We start from the raw sequence: 20432 nt of genomic DNA, 5'->3' as shown, positions 1-20432 counted from the left end.
GCACAGCCATTTGAACGGACTGATTTTCTCTGTCAGCATATCATTCGATATCCACGCCATTACCTGTCATCATCTGAGCAATGACAACCCTGTTTCGCTTGCATCCCGGGTGAGTTTTGCCACCCTTATAAGATGTTTCAACCAGAAAGAACAATAACATGCTACCAAAAGCTGCCCGCATTCCCCACGCCATGACGCTTCATGACGATACGCGCATCGATAATTACTACTGGCTGCGGGACGACACACGCTCGCAGCCGGAAGTACTGGACTACCTGCAACAAGAAAATAGCTACGGTCATCGGGTGATGGCCTCGCAACAAGCCTTGCAGGATCGCATATTAAAGGAAATTATCGACCGTATTCCGCAAAGAGAAGTTTCTGCGCCCTACATCAAAAATGGCTACCGCTACCGGCATATTTATGAACCTGGCTGTGAATATGCCATCTACCAGCGTCAGTCGGCGTTCAGTGAAGAGTGGGATGAGTGGGAAACATTGCTCGATGCCAACAAGCGCGCGGCGCACAGTGAGTTTTATTCGATGGGCGGAATGGCAATTACCCCCGATAACACCATTATGGCGCTGGCAGAAGATTTCCTTTCGCGACGCCAGTACGGCATCCGTTTTCGCAATCTTGAAACGGGCAACTGGTATCCCGAATTGCTGGATAATGTCGATCCCAGCTTTGTCTGGGCGAATGACTCGTGGACTTTCTATTATGTGCGTAAGCATCCGGTGACGCTGCTGCCTTATCAGGTTTGGCGCCACGCCATCGGGACTCCGGCATCGCAAGATAAACTGATCTACGAAGAAAAAGACGATACCTATTACGTCAGTTTGCATAAAACGACATCGAAGCACTATGTAGTCATTCACCTGGCCAGCGCCACCACCAGTGAAGTTCGCTTGCTGGACGCGGAAATGGCCGATGCCGAGCCGTTTGTTTTTCTGCCGCGCCGCAAAGATCACGAATACAGTCTTGATCACTACCAGCATCGGTTTTATGTGCGTTCCAACCGCAACGGCAAAAACTTTGGCTTATACCGTACCCGTATGCGTGATGAGCAACAGTGGGAAGAGTTAATTCCGCCACGCGATAACATCATGCTGGAAGGATTTACGCTGTTTACCGACTGGCTGGTGGTTGAAGAGCGTCAGCGCGGGTTAACCAGTTTGCGCCAAATTAACCGCAAGACACGGGAAGTCATCGGCATTGCCTTTGATGATCCGGCCTACGTGACCTGGATTGCCTACAATCCAGAACCTGAAACCGCGCGATTGCGTTACGGTTATTCCTCCATGACCACGCCAGATACTTTGTTTGAACTGGATATGGATACCGGCGAGCGCCGCGTGCTGAAACAAACTGAAGTACCCGGTTTTGATGCGGCGAATTACCGCAGTGAACACTTGTGGATCACTGCCCGGGATGGCGTCGAAGTTCCGGTTTCGCTGGTCTATCATCGTAAGCACTTCCAGAAAGGCAACAATCCGCTGTTGGTATACGGTTATGGTTCTTACGGCGCAAGCATTGATGCCGATTTCAGTTTTAGCCGCCTGAGTTTGTTGGATCGTGGATTTGTCTACGCCATTGTGCATGTTCGTGGTGGCGGCGAACTGGGGCAACAATGGTACGAAGACGGTAAATTCCTGAAGAAGAAAAATACGTTTAATGATTACCTTGATGCCTGCGATGCATTGTTAAAACTGGGCTATGGCTCTCCTTCGCTCTGTTATGCAATGGGAGGCAGTGCGGGGGGAATGCTGATGGGGGTCGCGATTAACGAACGCCCCGAGCTGTTCCACGGCGTTATCGCCCAGGTGCCGTTTGTTGATGTTGTAACAACGATGCTTGATGAATCAATACCTCTTACCACTGGCGAATTTGAAGAGTGGGGGAATCCGCAGGATCCGCAATATTATGAGTATATGAAAAGCTACAGCCCGTATGACAACGTCACCGCGCAGCCTTATCCGCATTTGCTGGTAACGACCGGTTTACACGATTCACAGGTGCAATACTGGGAACCGGCAAAATGGGTGGCTAAATTGCGCGAGCTTAAAACCGATGACCATCTGTTATTGCTGTGTACCGACATGGACTCAGGGCACGGCGGTAAATCGGGGCGCTTCAAATCTTACGAAGGTGTGGCGATGGAATATGCTTTTCTGGTTGCGCTGGCGCAGGGGACATTACCCGGTCAGCCAGCGGCTTAAGCATTCTCCAGATAATGCTTCAACGTTAAACGCAATTCCGGGCTCATACTGTCGAGGTTATTAAACAACCAGCGCAGGTAGCCCGGATCGCGCTCTGCAACTTCTGATACTGCTTTACCGCGATACTTGCCAAACGTGAACGTCGTTAACAATGATGGACGTCCAGTGATATCCGCCATTTGTTCCACCGTCCAGCCGGATGTGTTCATAATATCGATAAGCAAGGCTGCGGTGATGTAACAGTCATACAGCGCACGGTGGTGATGCAAGCCTGGCGGCGTTTGTACACTGAGTTTACGTGTTTTATACAACGCCATATTGCTGTACTTGATTCCTGGCCACAAACGACGAGCCAGTTTCATCGTGCAGATCCACTCGCCAGGCATTTCAGGCAGTACGCGGCGGTCAAAGCTGGCGTTGTGTGCGACATACCATTCACTACCATAGTAGTGCGGGATCACCTCCTCAATCCACGGTTTGTCGGCGACCATGGCTTCGGTAATTCGGTGAATTGCCATAGCCTGTGGGCTGATGGGACGGTCGGGGCGCACCAGGTGGCTCATGGGGTTGACGATTTTCCCGTCAACCACATCAACTGAGGCAATCTCGACGATCCCTCCCTGTAAACCGCAGGTTTCTGTATCGATAATACGCAGCATGGCAAAACTCCGGGCCGAAAACGCCTAGCGTAATGGAATGATATCGCCTTGCCAACCCTGCGGTGTGCGTTGACCAACTAACAATAACGAACCGCGATCGGCGCGAACAATAAGGCTGCCATGCTCATCCCATAGCGCGCTGTTGCCCCGGGCATTAGCCATCAGTACGGCGATGGAGAACTGATGTGAGAAAAATTGTAAGTGGCGAGTAGAAGCTAACAGGTCGGGCTCACTGATGCACTGACCGGTGGTAAACAGCGAACAGGTTGGGGGCATATCAATGCCTTCAGGTTGTCCATCCACCACAGTGATGGTTTTCGAATGTCGATCCAGACATGCGCCGTGGCTTTGATGATAAATTCCGGGCGCGTTCATCCCTGGGGCGAATACTGCAATACCACGAATAAAACGTTCATTATGTTCAACGGGGAGGCCGGTAATAATGGTCATTCGCCATGTTGTCGCGGCATAACAAAGCGGGGCTAACAGCGAAAGGTCGGGCGGGGCAGGCAGAGATCGTCGTTTATAATCACAGCCCAATAGAGAAAGCGAGGGAAAAACTAAAAGTTCGCACTGCTGTCTGGCGGCAGCCCTCACGAACTCCAGATGATGGGCTACCTGCTCAGTGAGTGAGGCATTACGAGGCTCATATTGTGCTGCTGCGACTTTCCTGTATGTCATGATGACTTCCTTTTCACAGTGTCCGCAAATATTGGTGCGTATAAGAAAATACTCACAATTTAGCAGGCATCATGTAAGAAAGTGTAACTTAATATAAGGTTTATTTAAGTTTAGGCTCGTAAGGTAAACGTGACAGATTTACAGAGGCGAGACGGTGGGTGATAAGGCGCTCACGAAACCAGCTTCGCAGGTGTTCCGGTTGTTCACGTTCAACCGCCTCAGCAATTACCGGCATATTGTAACGTTCTTTAAATGCCACCCCGGCAGCCGCCAGATCGACATTAACTTTATCCATTTCAGTTTGATCCAGTTTAGCCAGATTCTTCAGCATATTGTGTCTCCTCGTTAATTGCGGGCAAAAGTTACTAAGAGTCAGCCAGGATGGCAAGCCGGAATTGATGATCCTCGACTCTATCATTAGACAAGGTTATGCTCTGTAAAAAAGTTATTACAAAAAGGAATAGATAATATGGTTTCAACTGCACGTTCTCTTCGTTACGCACTCGTATTTTTTGCCGCTTCGCTGGCGCCTTCTGTCTGGGCACATGCGCATCTGACGCATCAGTATCCTGCGGCGAATGCGGAGGTTACTGCTGCCCCACAGGCCATTACTTTAAACTTCTCTGAAAGTATTGAACCCGGATTCAGCGGCGCCAAAATCATCGGTTCAAAGAATGAAGATATTAAAACATTACCCGCGAAGCGTAATGAACAAGACAAAAACCAATTGATTGTTCCGCTTGCCGACGCCCTGAAGCCCGGAAGTTATACCGTCAACTGGCATGTTGTCTCGGTGGACGGGCATAAAACCAAAGGGCATTACACCTTTACAGTGAAATAAAACATGCTGGCGTTTACCTGGGTCGCACTGCGATTTATCCATTTTACCTCCCTGATGCTGGTCTTTGGCTTCGCGATGTATGGCGCATGGCTGGCTCCAATGGCACTTCGTCGCTTGCTGACGAAACGTTTTCTGCGTTTACAACAACATGCTGCCGTCTTGAGTTTGAGCAGCGCCGCTGCGATGTTCGCCGTTCAGGGCGGGTTGATGGGCGCGGGATGGTCGGATGTGGTTTCGTTGAACATTTGGCAATCGGTGTTACAAACGCAGTTTGGTGGTGTCTGGATTTGGCAAATCGTTCTCGCCCTCGTTACGCTAACTGTAGCTCTGATGCAACCAGGGAACATGCCACGTTTGTTGTTTGTGCTAACTACCGCGCAATTTATCCTGATGGCGGGAGTAGGACATGCGACGTTAAACGAAGGATTAACGGCGAAAATCCATCAGACGAATCACGCTGTACATCTGATTTGCGCGGCTGCATGGTTTGGTGGCTTGCTGCCGGTTGTCTGGTGTATGCGGTTGGTGAAAGGGCGCTGGCGACGTCAGGCCATTCATGCACTGGTGCGATTCTCCTGGTGTGGGCATTTTGCGGTGATTGGCGTGCTGGCAAGCGGCGTGCTTAATGCATTATTCATTACCGGATTTCCCCCAACACTTGCGACTTACTGGGGGCAACTTTTATTGCTCAAAGCCATACTGGTGATGATTATGGTAGCCATTGCACTGGCAAATCGTTATGTTCTGGTGCCACGGATGGGGCAAGATGAAGACCGTGCGGCTCCGTGGTTTGTGTGGATGACAAAACTCGAATGGGCGATAGGTGCGGTAGTGCTGGTGATTATCAGCCTGCTGGCAACTCTCGAACCTTTTTGATGGATTACGAAAATGATGAAAAAAAGTATTCTGGCATTTGTATTGCTTACCAGTTCGGCAGCGGCGCTGGCGGCGCCACAAGTGATCACCGTTAGTCGCTTTGAAATTGGCAAAGACAAATGGGCATTTAATCGTGAAGAAGTGATGCTGACATGCCGACCGGGCAATGCGCTGTATGTCATTAACCCCAGCACTCTGGTGCAGTACCCTTTGAACGATGTCGCGCAAAAAGAAGTTACCAGCGGAAAGACCAACGCCCAGTCTATCTCAGTGATCCAGATTGATGATCCTAACAAACCAGGTGAAAAAATGAGTCTGGCACCGTTTATTGAAAGAGCTGAGAAACTCTGTTAATTATCTATAGTAGTCTTTTGATTTCCAATAAAAAACCGCCCGTATGCTTTCACCAGAACGGGCGGTTTTTAACATTTAAGAGGATGATAAACGCGCTTTTTTTCTGACCACTTTACGCGCGGACTGGAAAACCTGGCGTCGTCATCTATTCTTAAAGGGCAAGGCAACTAAGCCTGCATTAATGCCAACTTTTAGCGCACGGCTCTCTCCCAAGAGCCATTTCCCTGGACCGAATACAGGAATCGTGTTCGGTCTCTTTTTATCTATAAAGCCAGTTTGATGATTACATCACAGTTTTTACTGCACTGACTTCACCATCAACCATAACACACACTCTACTGCTTCAGTCCAGGCTTTTTTAACATTCTTGTTAAGATAATGTGATCTTCTGCGCGGGAGTAAGGAATTGATGAAACAGGCGAGACACATCTATCAGAAGATTGATGGCAGTCAGTGGCGACATATCTGGCTGGTGGGGGATATTCATGGCTGCCTGGCGCAACTGCGTAAGAAATTGTGGCACTGCCGGTTTGACCCGTGGCAAGACTTGCTGATCTCGGTTGGTGACGTTATCGATCGTGGCCCGGAGAGTTTGCGTTGCCTGCAATTACTGGATCAACGCTGGGTCAGAGCGGTAAGGGGCAATCATGAGCAGATGGCGATAGATGCGCTGGATTCACAGCAGATGTCTTTGTGGTTTATGAATGGCGGTGACTGGTTTGCCACACTGACCGGGCGCCAATGTGAGCAGGCGAGAATGGCGCTGGAAAAGTGCTGGTCTTTGCCGTGGATAATTGAATTAAGCTGTAGTAGCGGATTGCATGTCATCGCCCATGCGGATTACCCCAACGATATTTATGAGTGGCATAAGGAAGTCGATCTGCATCAGGTGTTGTGGAGTCGATCGCGATTGCGTGGGAGTCAAAAAGGGCAGGGAATTACAGGTGCCGATCATTTCTGGTTTGGGCATACGCCATTACGGCATCGCGTGGATATCGGTAACTTGCATTATATTGATACCGGCGCCGTCTTCGGAGGTGAGTTGACTCTTGTGCAACTGCAATAATTAAAAGTCACTGTGCTCGTGTGCAGGTCGCCAGAAACCATCAATAAAATCCTCAATCGGAAAACAGCCGCCGTGACGGATCCGTTGATCGTCCATTGAATAGAGGCACTGCTGTTCCGTATTGTAGACATCAACCACAATATCGTCACAACCAGCGTCCAGATAGCAAACAAAAAGTACCAGCGCGAACATTTCATCCTCGAAGTGCGGTGCCGTACCGTTAAGTTTAGGGGAGATTTTACAACGGGGGAAATAACCAGGATAAATAACCCGTCATGCCGACGGGTTCTTTTTGGATCAGGCAAGACGCATAATCCAGGCATCAGACTTTTGATCGTAGCGGGTACGGTAAAGGACAGAGTGTTCGCCGTTTAGCAGGGCTGGAATGCTGGTTTCGGCGTCCCAGGCATCAAGTTGCATACATAAATCCGGGTCAGATTTACAGGGGATGGTTAACGTTCGGTCACCAGGCGATTCGCCGGTTAACTCGCCGTCGTCGATTTCAAAAGCGCCTATGCGTACACTGGTTTTCATCTTCATGCTCTCCATTTAAGTGCCGGTTGTGGTACGACCAGTCCGATCGCACCATTTTTCAGCGTAGTTGAGGCAGCCGAATGCGCCAGTCAAAACGTGCGCTTTTTTTGTGCGTTGTCAGGCGTTACCGGTAAACAGTTTTCCGTCACGTACCAGCTCCCGTGGGTAACTGTTTTTCAGCCGTGAGCCAATACGTTTGGCTAAACCGATTGGCTGATGCTGGAAGGTGACCAGCACATCATCCGTAACTGGTGCGGTTTGCGGGTAGACGTCGCGCCCGCGATACCACTCTTCCGCTTCCTGTGGTGTCAGTTCAAACGCGTTAGTGTGGTCGGGGGAGGCAAGGGCAATGACGGCTTCATGCTGCCAGCGATAACCTTTGTTATGCGTTTCAGCAAGTTTAATCCCCAGACGGGAAAACCGGACCTTACCGATCAACGCTTCAATGCCCACCGGGAATAACCAGATTTCTTTATCGCGCTGCCAGAGGCGCAGGTTTTCATCCCAGTTTAAGCCGACACTTGCAGCTGCCTGCCGAATTTGTGCGGTTTCGCGATCTTTCACCGGGGTAAACGGAAAATTGCCCACTTTATATTTCGGCGCAGGCAACGCGGGAATCGCCTGAGTTTTACGCAGACGAGCAACGAAAAAGCCTTCGCAATCATAAATTTGTGGGAAGACGTGCAAAAAGCCTTCCTCGGTCAGCGCCTTGTCCGCGCCAGAGAAGAGATCGCCCAGCGGTAAAAACTCTACAGCATCAGGGTAAGTCTCTTTCAGCCACAGGCAAACGGCTTCGTTCTCTTCCCGGTTTAAAGTACAGGTCGAGTAAACCAGCGTGCCGCCAGGACGTAACGCATGAAAGGCACTGTCGATCAGTTCCCGCTGGGTGGCTGCGATCTCCTGATTGCTTTCTGGTGACCAGTTTTTCAGCGCATCGGGATCTTTACGCACCACACCTTCGCCGGAGCAGGGAGCATCCAGCAAAATAGCATCGAACATTTCTGGCAACGCTGCACCAAACACGCGACCATCAAAATGAGTCAGAGCCACGTTACTGATACCGCAGCGGCTGATATTGGCATGTAACACTTTAACCCGGCTGGCGGAAAACTCATTGGCAAGGATAGCCCCTTCGTTATTCATCCGTGCGGCAATCTGCGTCGTTTTTGAGCCTGGTGCAGCAGCGACATCCATCACCCGCTGTGGGGCGTTACCGTCGGCAAACAATGCGGCAACGGGCAACATTGAACTGGCTTCCTGAATATAAAACAGGCCACTCAAATGCTCAGCGGTACTGCCCAGCGGTAATGCATCTTCATCGTCGCGTTCAATCCAGAAACCTTCTTCACACCACGGAATTGGCGTAAGCGTCCAGTCATAAGGAGCGGTTAATTGCAGGAAATCAGCAACGGAGATTTTCAGCGTATTAACGCGAATGCTGCGGCGCAACGGGCGCTGACAGGCGGCAAGAAAATCATCAAATGAGAGCGTCGAAGGCATTGCTTCACGCATTTGCGTCAGAAAGGCGTCCGGGAAATAAACGGTGTGTTGGGCCACGAGCATGTACCACTGGCAAAAAAACAGGCGCGCAGTTTAGCATAAACGCTCCGGCGCAGGTACGCCGGAGCAGTGTGCATTATTTGGGTAGCGCGGTTCCCCACTCACGCCACTCTTTCGGTTCGCTTTCCAGCAACAAGAAGTGTTTGCCTTCCTGGGCTTTCGGTGCCAGCGGAGTACCAGGCGGAGTGGCAAAAGCGATCCCACCACGGATAAACTGGTTAAACGTACCGGTTTTCACTACGCCACCCGTAAGACCAAAGTCCAGACTGTAGCCCGATGCCAGCCAGAAGACGGAATTGTTACGCACCAGGTGTTGATAACGTTTACTAATGCGCATCGCAATCATCACCCGATCCGATAGTGTGCCCAGCGTCATTCCAGTGACCGTACCCACTTCCAGACCACGGAACAGTACCGGTGTACCGATGCCTAACGATCCGGCCTCTGGCGCTTCAACAATAATGCTTAAGCCATCCAGGTAACGAGAATCGGTAATGGTAGCCTCCTGTAATTCAAAGTCGCGGCGAGGATTTCCACGACCGGGTTCGACATTGATATACGGCTGGAGGATGGTATCAAGGTGCTCAACGCCGGCTGCCGAAATCTGCGGTGTGACCACCGAAAAGCGTGTACCACCGCGAGCGAAAGTCTGGACATATTCCGGATAGAGCACCGCTTTTGCCTGTACTTCATTACGTGCGGTTATCAGATCCAGCGTCTGGATTTGCCCGATATCAATACCGAGGTAGCGAATTGGCATACCGACTGCCAGTTTTCCGGCATCAAAAGCGTGGAGCGTAATCTGCCCGCCGACGGCACGAGCCGCCGTTTCTGACGCATACAGAATACGCTTATCGCCTTTACGCTGGCTGGCGCTGGCGCCGCTGAGGTTATCGAAGCTGATAGCCCCCTTTAACGCCCGTGAAAGTGGCGAAGCCTGTACGGTCAGGCCGCTACCATTAAGCTGAACTTTCGCCCCGCCTTCTGCCCAGAACACGCTGTTGCTGGTCAGAAGGTTGCGATATTCCGGCTTAATATGCAGGTCGATATCAAAGGCGTTAGCCCGTGGGCGCACGGTGATGACTTCGCCAACCTCAAACTTACGGTACAGCACTACCGATCCCGCCTGCACGTCTGGTAATGTTTCTGCACTCAAACTCACGGTCGTGGTGGGCAAATCGCTAAGGCTGTTTTCCAGGGCTTTTTCCAGATTGGCATAAAGCGGATAGCTGGCTTTCATTTCGCCTGTATCGCCCGGCAGAATACGTATTCCTCCGTTGATCCATTCAGAGGCGCTGGCACCGAGAAACTCAACGCCGTCCAGTCCCACTTTCACATCGACACGGCTGTTGACGACAAATTTGCTGTCGCCTTTTACCAGCTCGCGATGCTGTGGTTCAATGGCGACGGTAAAGGTGACGCCTTTGCTGGTGAGTTTACGTTCAATTACCTGACCGACCTGCACGCCATGCAGAATGAGCGGCTGGCCTGCATCAATACCGTAACTTTCTGGCGCGGTCAGGGTCAGCGTCAGAACATCAGGTTCATGCAGCAGGGCTTTCTCCCCAGGCACAACGACAAACTCCTTGCGCGGCTCACCATCGCCTGGCACCAGCTCGAAGGTTTTGCCCGTGAGCAGGGCGCTGAGGTTGGCATCGCTGAGGGATAATTTCGGGTTGCGTAATTCGATGCGGGTATTTTCCCGTAACAGCGTTACGACGCTGGGATCAACGGTCATTTCTCCGGTGACTTTGCCGCCTGGGTTTAAATCCAGTTTCGTCAGTTGTCCGACTTCCAGCCCCTGATACATTAACGGCGTTGAGTCGGCGGTTAATCCGGCACCGCTCGGCAGTTCCAGTTTTATGATTACCCCACGCTGGCTGTGGGCGAGATCTTCATACAAACCAAAGGTATCTTCCGCTTCAGCAGGTTTCGACTCTTCCGGCGAATCGAAGGCAATCGCACCGTTAACCAGCGCAGCCAGACTTTCCAGTTTCACTTTCGCACCACTGATACTGACATTGGCATCAACGCCAGAAACGTTCCAGAAGCGACTCCCTTTTTTCACCAGATCGGTAAAACGCCGCTCAATCAGGACATCAATCACCACGCCCTGGTTATTGGGGTTGATCGCATAGTCGTAGACACGTCCCACCGGGATCTTGCGAAAATAGACCAGCGAACCACTATTCAGCGAACCAAGATCGGGAGCCTGTAGGTGGATCATCAGATCACCATTATCCAGTCGATATTTCGGTTGGGTATCGAGGGCGACAAAGTGATCCTGCTCTTTGCCTTTGCCTGGCATCATGCCGATATAGTTACCCCCAACCAGCGCATCCAGCCCGGAGACACCTGCCAGAGAGGCTTTTGGTGTCACCAGCCAGAACTGCGTCTCTTCGCGCAGCGCATCTTTCATATCGGACTTGATGCTGACCCTGACTTCAATCTTACGAAGATCATCGCTGAGGCTGACATCCTGAACTGTTCCGACTTCAACACCCTGATAACGAACAGGTGTGCGGCCAGGGACAATGCCGTCCGCCGACATAAAGTCGATGGTGACGGTGTTCCCCCGATCCTGATAACTGTCCCAAATCAGCCAGCCGGCAATCATTAGCGCAATGAACGGCAGTAGCCAGAAAGGTGAGATACGGCGTTTAGTTTTAATCTGCGCTTCAGTCGTCGAAGCGGGCGTTTCCTGACTCATGTGCATCCCAAAGTAAGCGGCTGTCCAGCCATTCCACTGCAAGAATAGTTAAAATAACCGCTGCGCCGAAATAAAACGCAGCCGGTCCCATAGTAAAAGCGAGGATCTGATCGCGATTGATCAGCGACATAGTTAAAGAAATGACAAACAGATCGAGCATCGACCAGCGACCAATCCAGGTCACCATTCGCAGTAACAGTATTCGCGTGCGTAGCCCTTGCTGGCATTTAAAATGAATGCTCAATAATAAAGTGAACATAACAATCACTTTGGTAAACGGCACCAGAATACTGGCGATAAACACAATTCCGGCGACCGCAATATTGCTATTTGCCAGCGACATAATGCCGGAAAGAATCGTATCTTCTTGTCGTCCACCGTTCAGATAAATGATCGAGATAGGCAACAGGTTGGCTGGTAACAACAAGACGACTGAAGCCAACAGCGCCGCCCAACATTTTTGAAGACTATGATGACGACGCAGGCGAAGCGGGATATGGCAGCGGGGGCAGCGACCGCGCGGATCAGGGTAGCCGGTAAAGTGACACCCCAGGCAAACGCGTAGTTTCGCGTCCCTGCGCGTGGCAGGGCGTTCAGGATAAAATCGCTCCCACAGCTGTTCAACATTAAGATGTGACAACGTCACCGTCGTTAAAATCACCAACGCCACAAAAGAGAATAAGCCGACACCAGCCTGGATATGGGCATAATCCTGTACCTTTATAGAAGCAACACCAATGCCGACCAGGTAGATATCCAGCATCACCCACTCTTTCAGTCGCTCAAGCATCAGCAGTACCGGGCGTAAGTTCATCCCCAGTCGGTTGCCAAACCACAAATAAGCAATAGATGTGACGAGGATAAGTGGGGCGCCGATAACGCAGAAAAACACCATCGCGCCCGTTACAGGATCACCTTGTTTAGTCATTTGCCAGATGCCTTGCATGACATTGGCGTCAATACGAATACCTAACAGCCAGATATGCAACAGTGGTTCGCCCCAGGCAAACGGCATCAGCAACAGCATGGTGAACGCCATTGCCGCCAGGCGCGTTAGCGACCAGTCACGCCCGTCACGAATTTTGGCCTGACAGCGCGGACAATAGGCACTTTGATGCGAATTTATCTCGGGCAGGCTAAACAGCATGTCACATTGCGGGCAACGTTGGTAATCACCACGCGGCAGTTCCTCGCCGATTGAGCTCACTGTTATCTTTTTTGTTGGCGTAATTTGCGGGGTGTTAAGTGCCATGACGAGCCAAATATAGTAAGAATTAGCATTAATCTTAACCCATGATGGGAATGATCTTGAGCATTAACGCATTTAATGCTTATTTTAATAGGCTGGCAGTTTCAGGTAAGACAACTAAGTGATTATATAATGAACAAAACAGAATTTTACGCGGACTTAAACCGCGACTTTAATGCGCTGATGGCGGGAGAAACCAGTTTTCTGGCAACGCTGGCAAACACCAGCGCGTTGTTATACGAACGTCTGACAGACGTAAACTGGGCCGGTTTTTATTTACTTGAGGACGATACGCTGGTGCTCGGACCATTTCAGGGCAAAATTGCCTGTGTACGGATCCCCGTCGGGCGCGGCGTGTGTGGCACTGCGGTTGCCCGCAATCAAGTACAACGAATCGAGGATGTTCACGCTTTTGACGGGCATATTGCTTGTGATGCGGCGAGTAATTCTGAAATTGTCCTGCCGCTGGTGGTGAATAATCAGATTATTGGTGTTCTCGACATCGACAGTACCGTCTTCGGTCGCTTTACAGACGAGGACGAGCAAGGCTTACGTCAGCTTGTGGCACAGCTTGAAAAGGTGCTTGCAACGACGGATTACAAAAAATTCTTTGCGAGCGTCGCAGGATAATCAACGGATAACGTAGCATTTACTGATGGCGTCATTATAATGACGCCTGTTCATGCCTGCGCTTGTTGGCTACGTCCGTTGTAATCAGGAAATTTCATGGAAAATCAACCTAAGTTGAATAGCAGTAAAGAAGTAATCGCGTTTCTGGCCGAACGTTTTCCCCACTGTTTCAGTGCGGAAGGTGAAGCGCGTCCGCTGAAAATCGGTATTTTTCAGGATTTGGTCGATCGTGTTGCCGGGGAAATGAACCTGAGCAAAACGCAACTGCGATCTGCTTTACGTCTCTACACTTCGAGCTGGCGTTACCTTTACGGTGTTAAACCCGGCGCAACGCGTGTCGATCTTGACGGCAACCCATGCGGTGAGCTGGACGAGCAGCATGTAGAACATGCTCGCAAACAGCTTGAAGAAGCGAAAGCACGCGTTCAGGCTCAGCGTGCTGAACAGCAAGCGAAAAAACGCGAAGCTGCCGCAGCTTCTGGTGAGAAAGAAGATGCACCACGCCGCGAACGTAAACCACGTCCTGCCGCGCAACGCCGTAAAGAAGGCGCCGAGCGCAAACCTCGCGCGCAAAAACCGGCTGAGAAAGCGCCAAAAACAGTAAAAGCACCTCGCGAAGAACAGCATACCCCGGTTTCTGACATTTCAGCTCTGACTGTCGGACAAGCCCTGAAGGTGAAAGCTGGTCAAAACGCGGTGGATGCCACCGTATTAGAAATCACCAAAGACGGCGTCCGCGTCCAACTGAATTCGGGTATGTCTTTGATTGTGCGCGCAGAACACCTGGTGTTCTGAAACGGAGGCCGGGCCAGGCATGAACATGTTTTTTAGGCTTACCGCGTTAGCTGGCCTGCTTGCAATAGCAGGCCAGACCTTCGCTGTAGAAGATATTACGCGTGCTGATCAAATTCCGGTATTAAAGGAAGAGACGCAGCATGCGACTGTGAGTGAGCGCGTAACGTCGCGCTTCACCCGTTCCCATTACCGTCAGTTCGATCTCGATCAGGCGTTCTCGGCCAAAATCTTTGACCGCTACCTGAATTTGCTTGATTACAGCCACAATGTGCTGTTGGCAAGCGATGTTGAACAGTTCGCGAAAAAGAAAACCGAGTTGGGCGATGAACTGCGTTCAGGCAAACTCGACGTTTTCTACGATCTCTACAATCTGGCGCAAAAACGCCGTTTTGAACGTTACCAGTATGCGTTGTCTGTACTGGAAAAGCCGATGGATTTCACCGGCAACGACACTTATAACCTTGACCGCAGCAAAGCGCCCTGGCCGAAAAACGAGGCCGAGTTGAACGCGCTGTGGGACAGCAAAGTCAAATTCGACGAGTTAAGTCTGAAGCTAACGGGAAAGACGGATAAAGAAATTCGTGAAACCCTGACTCGCCGCTACAAATTTGCTATTCGTCGTCTGGCGCAAACCAACAGCGAAGATGTTTTCTCGCTGGCAATGACGGCGTTTGCACGCGAAATTGATCCGCATACCAACTACCTTTCTCCGCGCAATACCGAACAGTTCAATACTGAAATGAGTTTGTCGCTGGAAGGTATTGGCGCAGTGCTGCAAATGGATGATGACTACACCGTTATCAATTCAATGGTGGCGGGTGGGCCGGCAGCGAAGAGTAAAGCTATCAGCGTTGGTGACAAAATTGTCGGTGTCGGACAAACCGGTAAACCGATGGTTGATGTGATTGGCTGGCGTCTTGATGATGTCGTTGCCTTAATCAAAGGGCCGAAAGGCAGTAAGGTTCGTCTGGAAATTTTACCTGCGGGTAAAGGAACCAAGACCCGGACAGTAACGCTGACGCGTGAGCGCATTCGTCTGGAAGACCGTGCAGTTAAAATGTCTGTGAAGACTGTCGGCAAAGAAAAAGTCGGTGTACTGGATATTCCGGGCTTCTATGTTGGCTTGACGGACGATGTCAAAGTTCAACTGCAGAAACTGGAAAAACAAAATGTCAGCAGTGTCATTATCGACCTGCGTAGTAACGGTGGTGGGGCGCTGACTGAAGCTGTATCGCTCTCAGGGCTGTTTATTCCTTCCGGTCCGATTGTGCAGGTTCGTGATAACAACGGCAAGGTTCGCGAAGATAGCGATAACGACGGTCAGGTTTTCTATAAAGGCCCGTTGGTGGTGCTGGTTGACCGTTTCAGTGCTTCGGCTTCGGAAATCTTTGCTGCTGCCATGCAGGATTACGGTCGTGCGCTGGTTGTGGGTGAGCCGACATTCGGTAAAGGCACAGTCCAGCAGTATCGTTCTCTGAACCGCATCTACGATCAGATGTTACGTCCTGAATGGCCGGCGCTGGGTTCAGTACAGTACACAATCCAGAAATTCTATCGCGTTAACGGCGGCAGTACGCAACGTAAAGGCGTAACGCCAGATATCATCATGCCTACGGGCAATGAAGAGACGGAAACCGGTGAGAAATTCGAAGATAACGCGCTGCCGTGGGATAGCATTGATGCTGCAACCTATGTGAAATCAGGAGACTTAACGGCGTTTGAACCGGAGTTGCTGAAGGAACATAATGCGCGTATTGCGAAGGATCCTGAGTTCCAGAACATCATGAAGGATATCGCTCGCTTCAACGCCATGAAGGACAAACGCAACATCGTTTCTCTGAATTACGCTGTGCGTGAAAAAGAGAATAACGAAGACGATGCGACGCGTCTGGCGCGGTTGAACGATCGCTTTAAACGCGAAGGAAAACCGGAGTTGAAGAAACTGGACGATCTGCCAAAAGATTACAAGGAGCCAGATCCGTATCTGGATGAAACAGTAAACATCGCGCTTGATTTAGCGCGTCTGGAAAAAGCCAGACCTGCGGAACAGCCCGCTCCCGTCAAGTAACATCAATCAGGCACAAGAAATTGTGCCTGATTTTTTAACAGTGGCAAGATGCCGTAAATCAGATGCTACAAAATGTAAAGTTGTGTCTTTCTGGTGACTTACGCGCTATCCGGACTTGAAAATAGTCACGTAGCCCATACGATGTGGGTATCGCATATTGCGTTTTGTTAAACTGAGGTAAAAAGAAAATTATGATGCGAATCGCGCTCTTCCTGCTAACGAACCTGGCCGTGATGGTCGTTTTCGGGCTGGTACTGAGCCTGACAGGGATACAGTCGAGCAGCGTTCAGGGGCTGATGATTATGGCCTTGCTGTTCGGTTTTGGTGGTTCCTTCGTTTCGCTTCTGATGTCCAAATGGATGGCATTACGATCTGTTGGCGGGGAAGTGATCGAGCAACCGCGTAACGAAAGGGAACGTTGGCTGATCAATACTGTTGCAACCCAGGCACGTCAGGCTGGGATTGCTATGCCGCAAGTGGCTATCTACCATGCGCCGGATATCAACGCCTTTGCAACCGGTGCGCGCCGTGATGCTTCTCTGGTTGCTGTCAGCACCGGTTTGTTGCAAAACATGAGCCCGGATGAAGCCGAGGCAGTAATCGCTCACGAAATCAGCCACATTGCCAATGGTGATATGGTCACGATGACGCTGATTCAGGGCGTGGTGAACACCTTCGTTATCTTTATTTCTCGTATTCTCGCGCAACTGGCTGCTGGCTTTATGGGCGGTAACCGTGACGAAGGTGAAGAGAGCAACGGCAACCCTCTGATCTACTTTGCTGTCGCGACGGTGCTGGAGCTGGTATTTGGTATTCTGGCGAGCATTATTACCATGTGGTTCTCGCGTCATCGTGAATTCCACGCCGATGCGGGGTCTGCCAAACTGGTTGGGCGTGAAAAAATGATTGCCGCGCTGCAGCGCCTGAAAACCAGCTATGAGCCGCAAGAAGCAACCAGCATGATGGCTTTCTGCATTAATGGTAAATCGAAATCGCTGAGTGAGCTGTTCATGACTCACCCGCCGCTGGATAAACGTATTGAAGCTCTGCGCACGGGTGAATATCTGAAGTAATATGAAGTAAATGCTAAAAAGCGCGTCCTGGTCGACGCGCTTTTTTTATGGCTGAGATCGTGGTTGGGTAATCCGTAACCCACTGACGCAAGCAGCAATCACGGCCAGAATAGCCGCAGTCATCAGCGAGACGTGCGTACCATTATCGCCAAACTGATTTAACATCAGAGCCACCAGAGCCGCGCCGCTACTCTGACCAAGCAGACGAGCTGTACCTAACATGCCACTGGCACCACCGCTACGTTCTCGAGGAGCGGAGGTGATGATGGTGTGGTTATTGGGTGACTGGAATAAGCCAAATCCGGCGCCGCATAAGACCATTGGCCAGATAATGTTGATATCCGCAGGAGAAGCGGGCAGCAGAACCAGTGAAAACAGACCCGCAGCCATAATGAACAATCCCAAAGCACCAAGTAACCCTGCATGTACGCGTTCTATCAGATAGCCTGCCAGCGGTGCCATCACCATGGTAGCTAACGGCCACGGCGTCAGGAGTAAACCCGTTTCTACTTCACTGCGCCCAAGCACGGTTTGCAGGTAAAAGGGCAGGGAAACCATTGCCAACATCTGTGCGCAGAAAGAGCAAATAGATGTGCAAATAGAAAGTGAAAACAGCGGAATGCGCAGTAAATCCACCGGTAGCAGCGGTACGGGAAGAGCGAGCTGGCGGCGAATAAAGAAAATACCCACGACAACCATTACCGCCAGTTCCGCAGCAATCAACGTCAGCGATTGCCCCTGAGCGAAACCACTCAACGCAGTAATAAGCAGGCCGAAGGTTAACGCGTTCATCACGGCGCTGGGCAGGTCAAAACGCGGCTTACTGGAGCGAGAACCATTAGGTGGCAGAAAACGCATCGCCAGAAGCAGAGCGATAATACCCAACGGCACGTTGATTAAAAATAACCATTTCCAGGAAGCAAAGGAAAGAATTGCCGCTGCAATTGTCGGACCGGCAGCCGAGGAGACGGCGACAATAAACGAGTTAATTCCCATCCCCCTACCCAGAAAACGCTGCGGGTAGATCAGGCGGATAAGTGCAGTATTGACGCTCATCAGTGCTGCGCCGCCGAAACCTTGTATTACGCGCGCCAGGGTGAGCATTTGCAGCGAATCAGAAAGGGCGCAGAACAGCGAAGACAACAGAAAAACCACCAGACCGCATTTGTAAATGCGTCGGTAGCCAAACATATCTCCCAGAAACGAGAATGAGAGCAAAGAGACGACAATGGCGATTTGATAGGCGTTCACTACCCAGATGGAGCTGGCTGGCGTGGCATGAAGGTCTGTGGCGATTGTTGGTAAGACGACGTTGGCGATAGCGCCGTCGAGGACCGCCATCGAAATACCAATAATAATGGTCAAAATCGCGCCGTATCGCTGAGGCAACGGCAGACCATCGGCCTGAACTTTTGGCATAGGAATTTTATATCTTTTGGTAATAATCAACAGGGTTATGATTCTAGCACTGATATTCACTGCGGATGTCGCAGAATTGTAACTAACCGGCAAAAGATGGATTGCGACCACCCAGGCACGAAATTATAATAAAAAACAGTTCTGATTTTTATAAAACACTCGCAATGAGGTGATAAATGGCTAACGCAGATCTGGATAAACAGCCTGATTCTGTATCTTCTGTACTGAAAGTTTTTGGCATTCTGCAGGCGCTGGGCGAAGAGCGCGAAATAGGGATAACCGAGCTGTCACAGCGCGTCATGATGTCAAAAAGCACCGTTTATCGCTTTTTACAGACCATGAAAACCCTGGGCTATGTGGCGCAGGAAGGGGAGTCGGAGAAATATTCGCTGACGCTAAAATTGTTTGAACTGGGCGCCCGGGCGTTACAAAATGTTGATCTTATTCGTAGCGCAGATATCCAGATGCGTGATCTTTCCCGCCTGACCAAAGAGACCATCCACCTTGGTGCGCTGGATGAAGACAGCATTGTTTACATCCACAAAATTGACTCTATGTACAATTTGCGCATGTATTCACGGGTTGGTCGTCGTAATCCGCTTTACAGTACTGCGATTGGTAAAGTCTTGCTGGCCTGGCGCGATCGTGATGAAGTGAAGCAAATCCTTGAAGGCGTTGAGTATAAACGCAGTACCGATCGTACCATTACCAGCACGGAAGCGTTATTACCGGTGTTGGATCAGGTGCGTGAGCAAGGTTATGGCGAAGATAACGAAGAGCAGGAAGAGGGGCTGCGCTGTATCGCAGTTCCGGTATTTGACCGCTTTGGCGTGGTTATTGCTGGTTTGAGTATTTCCTTCCCGACCCTGCGTTTTTCTGAGGAGCGTTTGCAGGAGTACGTGACTATGCTGCATACGGCGGCGCGTAAAATTTCCTCTCAAATGGGGTATCACGACTATCCGTTCTGATTAGAGGAAGAACCTGTCTGTATAATATTCAGACAGGTTCTGTATTTCGCGTGAGTTAAATAAAGTTACAAATGGCGTAACATAGTACGCTATGGCGATGAATGTGCTTTTTATCTTCGGTTTAAGTAGTTATTTATGCCTTTAACCATTATCTACAACGTTATTGCTTTTACGTAACAGCGGGCAATCTGTTATCCCGAAAAGCCCACTTTTAGTGTGCAGATATTGTACCGTGCTGGTGCCTCTGGCGGTCAGATAGGAACATTGCAAACCTAACCCTGCGGCATTTTCCTTGCTTCCAATCAGAACGCCATATCCGCTTAGTAATAATCCTGTCCATACCAGTGCTATCAACATAATTGTGCGAATAATGAATCGCATTATGACCTCTTCTCTTTTTTGTTCGCCTAATCGTAGCGGTAATATGGGCTGAAGCAAGCGTATAGTTCCGAAAAAGCACGAATATCGACATAGTTAGGCGCTGTTTAACTAACGCATGATAGTTTAATGACATAAGGTAGTTTAAACGGAGACTGGAGTGAAAAAGTTTCGATGGGGCGTTCTGGTTGTCGCTGTGCTGGCTTGCTTGCTGCTATGGGCGCAGGTATTCAATATGATGTGCGATCAGGATGTACAATTTTTCAACGGAATTTGTACCATCAATCAATTTATCCCATGGTGATATCATTTTTTCAACAGTAGATTTCCTTCCTGTGTAGCAGTGGTAGAA

At 50.3% G+C, this 20432-nt stretch carries 21 protein-coding genes; 11 read left to right on the top strand and 10 right to left on the bottom strand.

What is annotated here, in order from left to right; translation table 11 throughout:
- Nucleotides 1–158 precede the first annotated feature (158 nt).
- Nucleotides 159–2219 (top strand): oligopeptidase B, encoded by a 2061-nt coding sequence (ptrB, locus tag C3D30_RS11170; RefSeq protein WP_000936903.1) that lies wholly within the window; start codon nt 159–161, stop codon nt 2217–2219.
- Here the strand turns inward: ptrB and exoX are convergent.
- The 3 genes from exoX to holE form a co-directional block, all read right to left on the bottom strand.
- Nucleotides 2216–2878, bottom strand: coding sequence for an exodeoxyribonuclease X (gene exoX / locus C3D30_RS11165; protein WP_000944292.1), 663 nt, complete (start codon nt 2876–2878; stop codon nt 2216–2218). The two genes, ptrB and exoX, sit on opposite strands and share 4 nt — an antisense overlap.
- A 24-nt stretch (nt 2879–2902) precedes the next feature.
- Nucleotides 2903–3559 carry a carbon-nitrogen hydrolase family protein YobB gene (yobB, locus tag C3D30_RS11160; RefSeq protein WP_000222244.1) on the bottom strand — a complete coding sequence of 219 codons (657 nt, stop codon included), beginning with the start codon at nt 3557–3559 and terminating at the stop codon, nt 2903–2905.
- 100 nt (nt 3560–3659) lie between these two features.
- A complete protein-coding gene (gene holE, locus C3D30_RS11155) occupies nt 3660–3890 on the bottom strand; it encodes a DNA polymerase III subunit theta (protein ID WP_000916765.1) in 231 nt (76 codons plus the stop codon).
- Between the two features lie 138 nt (nt 3891–4028).
- Here holE and yobA point away from each other — a divergent pair, with 138 nt between their 5' ends.
- The 4 genes from yobA to pphA all read left to right on the top strand — a co-directional run bounded on the left by yobA (nt 4029) and on the right by pphA (nt 6696).
- Complete coding sequence (yobA, locus tag C3D30_RS11150) at nt 4029–4400, top strand: CopC domain-containing protein YobA (RefSeq protein WP_000255066.1); 372 nt, start codon at nt 4029–4031, stop codon at nt 4398–4400.
- A gap of 3 nt (nt 4401–4403) precedes the next feature.
- Nucleotides 4404–5276: a copper homeostasis membrane protein CopD gene (gene copD, locus C3D30_RS11145; RefSeq protein WP_105286888.1), complete on the top strand. Its 873-nt coding sequence runs from the start codon at nt 4404–4406 to the stop codon at nt 5274–5276.
- Between the two features lie 12 nt (nt 5277–5288).
- Entirely contained in the window at nt 5289–5630 is a 342-nt protein-coding gene (locus C3D30_RS11140) for a YebY family protein (RefSeq protein ID WP_105286887.1), read from the top strand.
- Nucleotides 5631–6039: 409 nt separating this feature from the next.
- A complete protein-coding gene (gene pphA / locus C3D30_RS11135) occupies nt 6040–6696 on the top strand; it encodes a protein-serine/threonine phosphatase (RefSeq protein WP_105282436.1) in 657 nt (218 codons plus the stop codon).
- On the opposite strand, the gene C3D30_RS11130 is transcribed toward pphA, so the two are convergent.
- The 5 genes from C3D30_RS11130 to yebS all read right to left on the bottom strand — a co-directional run bounded on the left by C3D30_RS11130 (nt 6697) and on the right by yebS (nt 12752).
- On the bottom strand, nt 6697–6888 hold the full coding sequence (locus C3D30_RS11130; protein WP_000457830.1) for a YdfD/YebW family protein: 192 nt from the start codon (nt 6886–6888) through the stop codon (nt 6697–6699).
- 105 nt (nt 6889–6993) lie between these two features.
- Nucleotides 6994–7230: a DUF1480 family protein gene (locus tag C3D30_RS11125; protein WP_010345804.1), complete on the bottom strand. Its 237-nt coding sequence runs from the start codon at nt 7228–7230 to the stop codon at nt 6994–6996.
- A gap of 117 nt (nt 7231–7347) precedes the next feature.
- Nucleotides 7348–8787, bottom strand: coding sequence for a 16S rRNA (cytosine(1407)-C(5))-methyltransferase RsmF (rsmF, locus tag C3D30_RS11120; RefSeq protein WP_105286895.1), 1440 nt, complete (start codon nt 8785–8787; stop codon nt 7348–7350).
- Nucleotides 8788–8866: 79 nt separating this feature from the next.
- Nucleotides 8867–11500, bottom strand: coding sequence for a lipid-binding membrane homeostasis protein YebT (gene yebT / locus C3D30_RS11115; RefSeq protein WP_000076946.1), 2634 nt, complete (start codon nt 11498–11500; stop codon nt 8867–8869).
- Complete coding sequence (gene yebS / locus C3D30_RS11110; RefSeq protein ID WP_001207286.1) at nt 11469–12752, bottom strand: membrane integrity lipid transport subunit YebS; 1284 nt, start codon at nt 12750–12752, stop codon at nt 11469–11471. Before yebS ends, yebT begins: the two co-directional genes overlap by 32 nt.
- Before the next feature lie 129 nt (nt 12753–12881).
- Between yebS and msrC the strand changes: the two genes are divergently transcribed.
- From msrC to htpX, 4 genes are all read left to right on the top strand, one after another.
- The gene (gene msrC, locus C3D30_RS11105) at nt 12882–13379 is read left to right on the top strand and encodes a free L-methionine (R)-S-oxide reductase MsrC (protein ID WP_001373833.1); all 498 of its coding nucleotides are present in this window, start codon (nt 12882–12884) and stop codon (nt 13377–13379) included.
- A gap of 96 nt (nt 13380–13475) precedes the next feature.
- Nucleotides 13476–14174: an RNA chaperone ProQ gene (proQ, locus tag C3D30_RS11100; protein WP_105286886.1), complete on the top strand. Its 699-nt coding sequence runs from the start codon at nt 13476–13478 to the stop codon at nt 14172–14174.
- Between the two features lie 19 nt (nt 14175–14193).
- Nucleotides 14194–16242, top strand: a complete 2049-nt coding sequence (prc, locus tag C3D30_RS11095; protein WP_001055792.1) for a carboxy terminal-processing peptidase — start codon at nt 14194–14196, stop codon at nt 16240–16242.
- 191 nt (nt 16243–16433) lie between these two features.
- A complete protein-coding gene (htpX, locus tag C3D30_RS11090; protein ID WP_000984500.1) occupies nt 16434–17315 on the top strand; it encodes a protease HtpX in 882 nt (293 codons plus the stop codon).
- 45 nt (nt 17316–17360) lie between these two features.
- On the opposite strand, the gene C3D30_RS11085 is transcribed toward htpX, so the two are convergent.
- The gene (locus C3D30_RS11085; protein WP_105286885.1) at nt 17361–18734 is read right to left on the bottom strand and encodes an MFS transporter; all 1374 of its coding nucleotides are present in this window, start codon (nt 18732–18734) and stop codon (nt 17361–17363) included.
- Nucleotides 18735–18910: 176 nt separating this feature from the next.
- Between C3D30_RS11085 and kdgR the strand changes: the two genes are divergently transcribed.
- Nucleotides 18911–19702, top strand: a complete 792-nt coding sequence (gene kdgR / locus C3D30_RS11080) for a DNA-binding transcriptional regulator KdgR (RefSeq protein WP_105286884.1) — start codon at nt 18911–18913, stop codon at nt 19700–19702.
- 141 nt (nt 19703–19843) lie between these two features.
- Here kdgR and C3D30_RS11075 read toward each other — a convergent pair whose 3' ends face one another.
- The gene (locus C3D30_RS11075) at nt 19844–20083 is read right to left on the bottom strand and encodes a YobH family protein (protein ID WP_001211004.1); all 240 of its coding nucleotides are present in this window, start codon (nt 20081–20083) and stop codon (nt 19844–19846) included.
- Nucleotides 20084–20240: 157 nt separating this feature from the next.
- On the opposite strand from C3D30_RS11075, the gene mgrB reads away from it, so the two are divergent.
- Nucleotides 20241–20384, top strand: a complete 144-nt coding sequence (gene mgrB / locus C3D30_RS11070; RefSeq protein WP_000714530.1) for a PhoP/PhoQ regulatory lipoprotein MgrB — start codon at nt 20241–20243, stop codon at nt 20382–20384.
- Nucleotides 20385–20432: the final 48 nt, after the last annotated feature.

Origin of the sequence: Escherichia sp. MOD1-EC5433 (assembly GCF_002966005.1) — a bacterium.
GTDB lineage: Bacteria > Pseudomonadota > Gammaproteobacteria > Enterobacterales > Enterobacteriaceae > Escherichia > Escherichia ruysiae.
This window is presented reverse-complemented; position numbering and strand designations above follow the sequence as displayed.

Coding starts and splice junctions, on each gene's coding strand:
- ptrB (WP_000936903.1), top strand. CDS start 159: ATGCTACCAAAAGCTGCCCGCATTCCCCACGCCATGACGCTTCATGAC.
- exoX (WP_000944292.1), bottom strand. CDS start 2,878: ATGCTGCGTATTATCGATACAGAAACCTGCGGTTTACAGGGAGGGATC.
- yobB (WP_000222244.1), bottom strand. CDS start 3,559: ATGACATACAGGAAAGTCGCAGCAGCACAATATGAGCCTCGTAATGCC.
- holE (WP_000916765.1), bottom strand. CDS start 3,890: ATGCTGAAGAATCTGGCTAAACTGGATCAAACTGAAATGGATAAAGTT.
- yobA (WP_000255066.1), top strand. CDS start 4,029: ATGGTTTCAACTGCACGTTCTCTTCGTTACGCACTCGTATTTTTTGCC.
- copD (WP_105286888.1), top strand. CDS start 4,404: ATGCTGGCGTTTACCTGGGTCGCACTGCGATTTATCCATTTTACCTCC.
- C3D30_RS11140 (WP_105286887.1), top strand. CDS start 5,289: ATGATGAAAAAAAGTATTCTGGCATTTGTATTGCTTACCAGTTCGGCA.
- pphA (WP_105282436.1), top strand. CDS start 6,040: ATGAAACAGGCGAGACACATCTATCAGAAGATTGATGGCAGTCAGTGG.
- C3D30_RS11130 (WP_000457830.1), bottom strand. CDS start 6,888: ATGTTCGCGCTGGTACTTTTTGTTTGCTATCTGGACGCTGGTTGTGAC.
- C3D30_RS11125 (WP_010345804.1), bottom strand. CDS start 7,230: ATGAAAACCAGTGTACGCATAGGCGCTTTTGAAATCGACGACGGCGAG.
- yebT (WP_000076946.1), bottom strand. CDS start 11,500: ATGAGTCAGGAAACGCCCGCTTCGACGACTGAAGCGCAGATTAAAACT.
- yebS (WP_001207286.1), bottom strand. CDS start 12,752: ATGGCACTTAACACCCCGCAAATTACGCCAACAAAAAAGATAACAGTG.
- msrC (WP_001373833.1), top strand. CDS start 12,882: ATGAACAAAACAGAATTTTACGCGGACTTAAACCGCGACTTTAATGCG.
- proQ (WP_105286886.1), top strand. CDS start 13,476: ATGGAAAATCAACCTAAGTTGAATAGCAGTAAAGAAGTAATCGCGTTT.
- prc (WP_001055792.1), top strand. CDS start 14,194: ATGAACATGTTTTTTAGGCTTACCGCGTTAGCTGGCCTGCTTGCAATA.
- htpX (WP_000984500.1), top strand. CDS start 16,434: ATGATGCGAATCGCGCTCTTCCTGCTAACGAACCTGGCCGTGATGGTC.
- C3D30_RS11085 (WP_105286885.1), bottom strand. CDS start 18,734: ATGCCAAAAGTTCAGGCCGATGGTCTGCCGTTGCCTCAGCGATACGGC.
- kdgR (WP_105286884.1), top strand. CDS start 18,911: ATGGCTAACGCAGATCTGGATAAACAGCCTGATTCTGTATCTTCTGTA.
- C3D30_RS11075 (WP_001211004.1), bottom strand. CDS start 20,083: ATGCGATTCATTATTCGCACAATTATGTTGATAGCACTGGTATGGACA.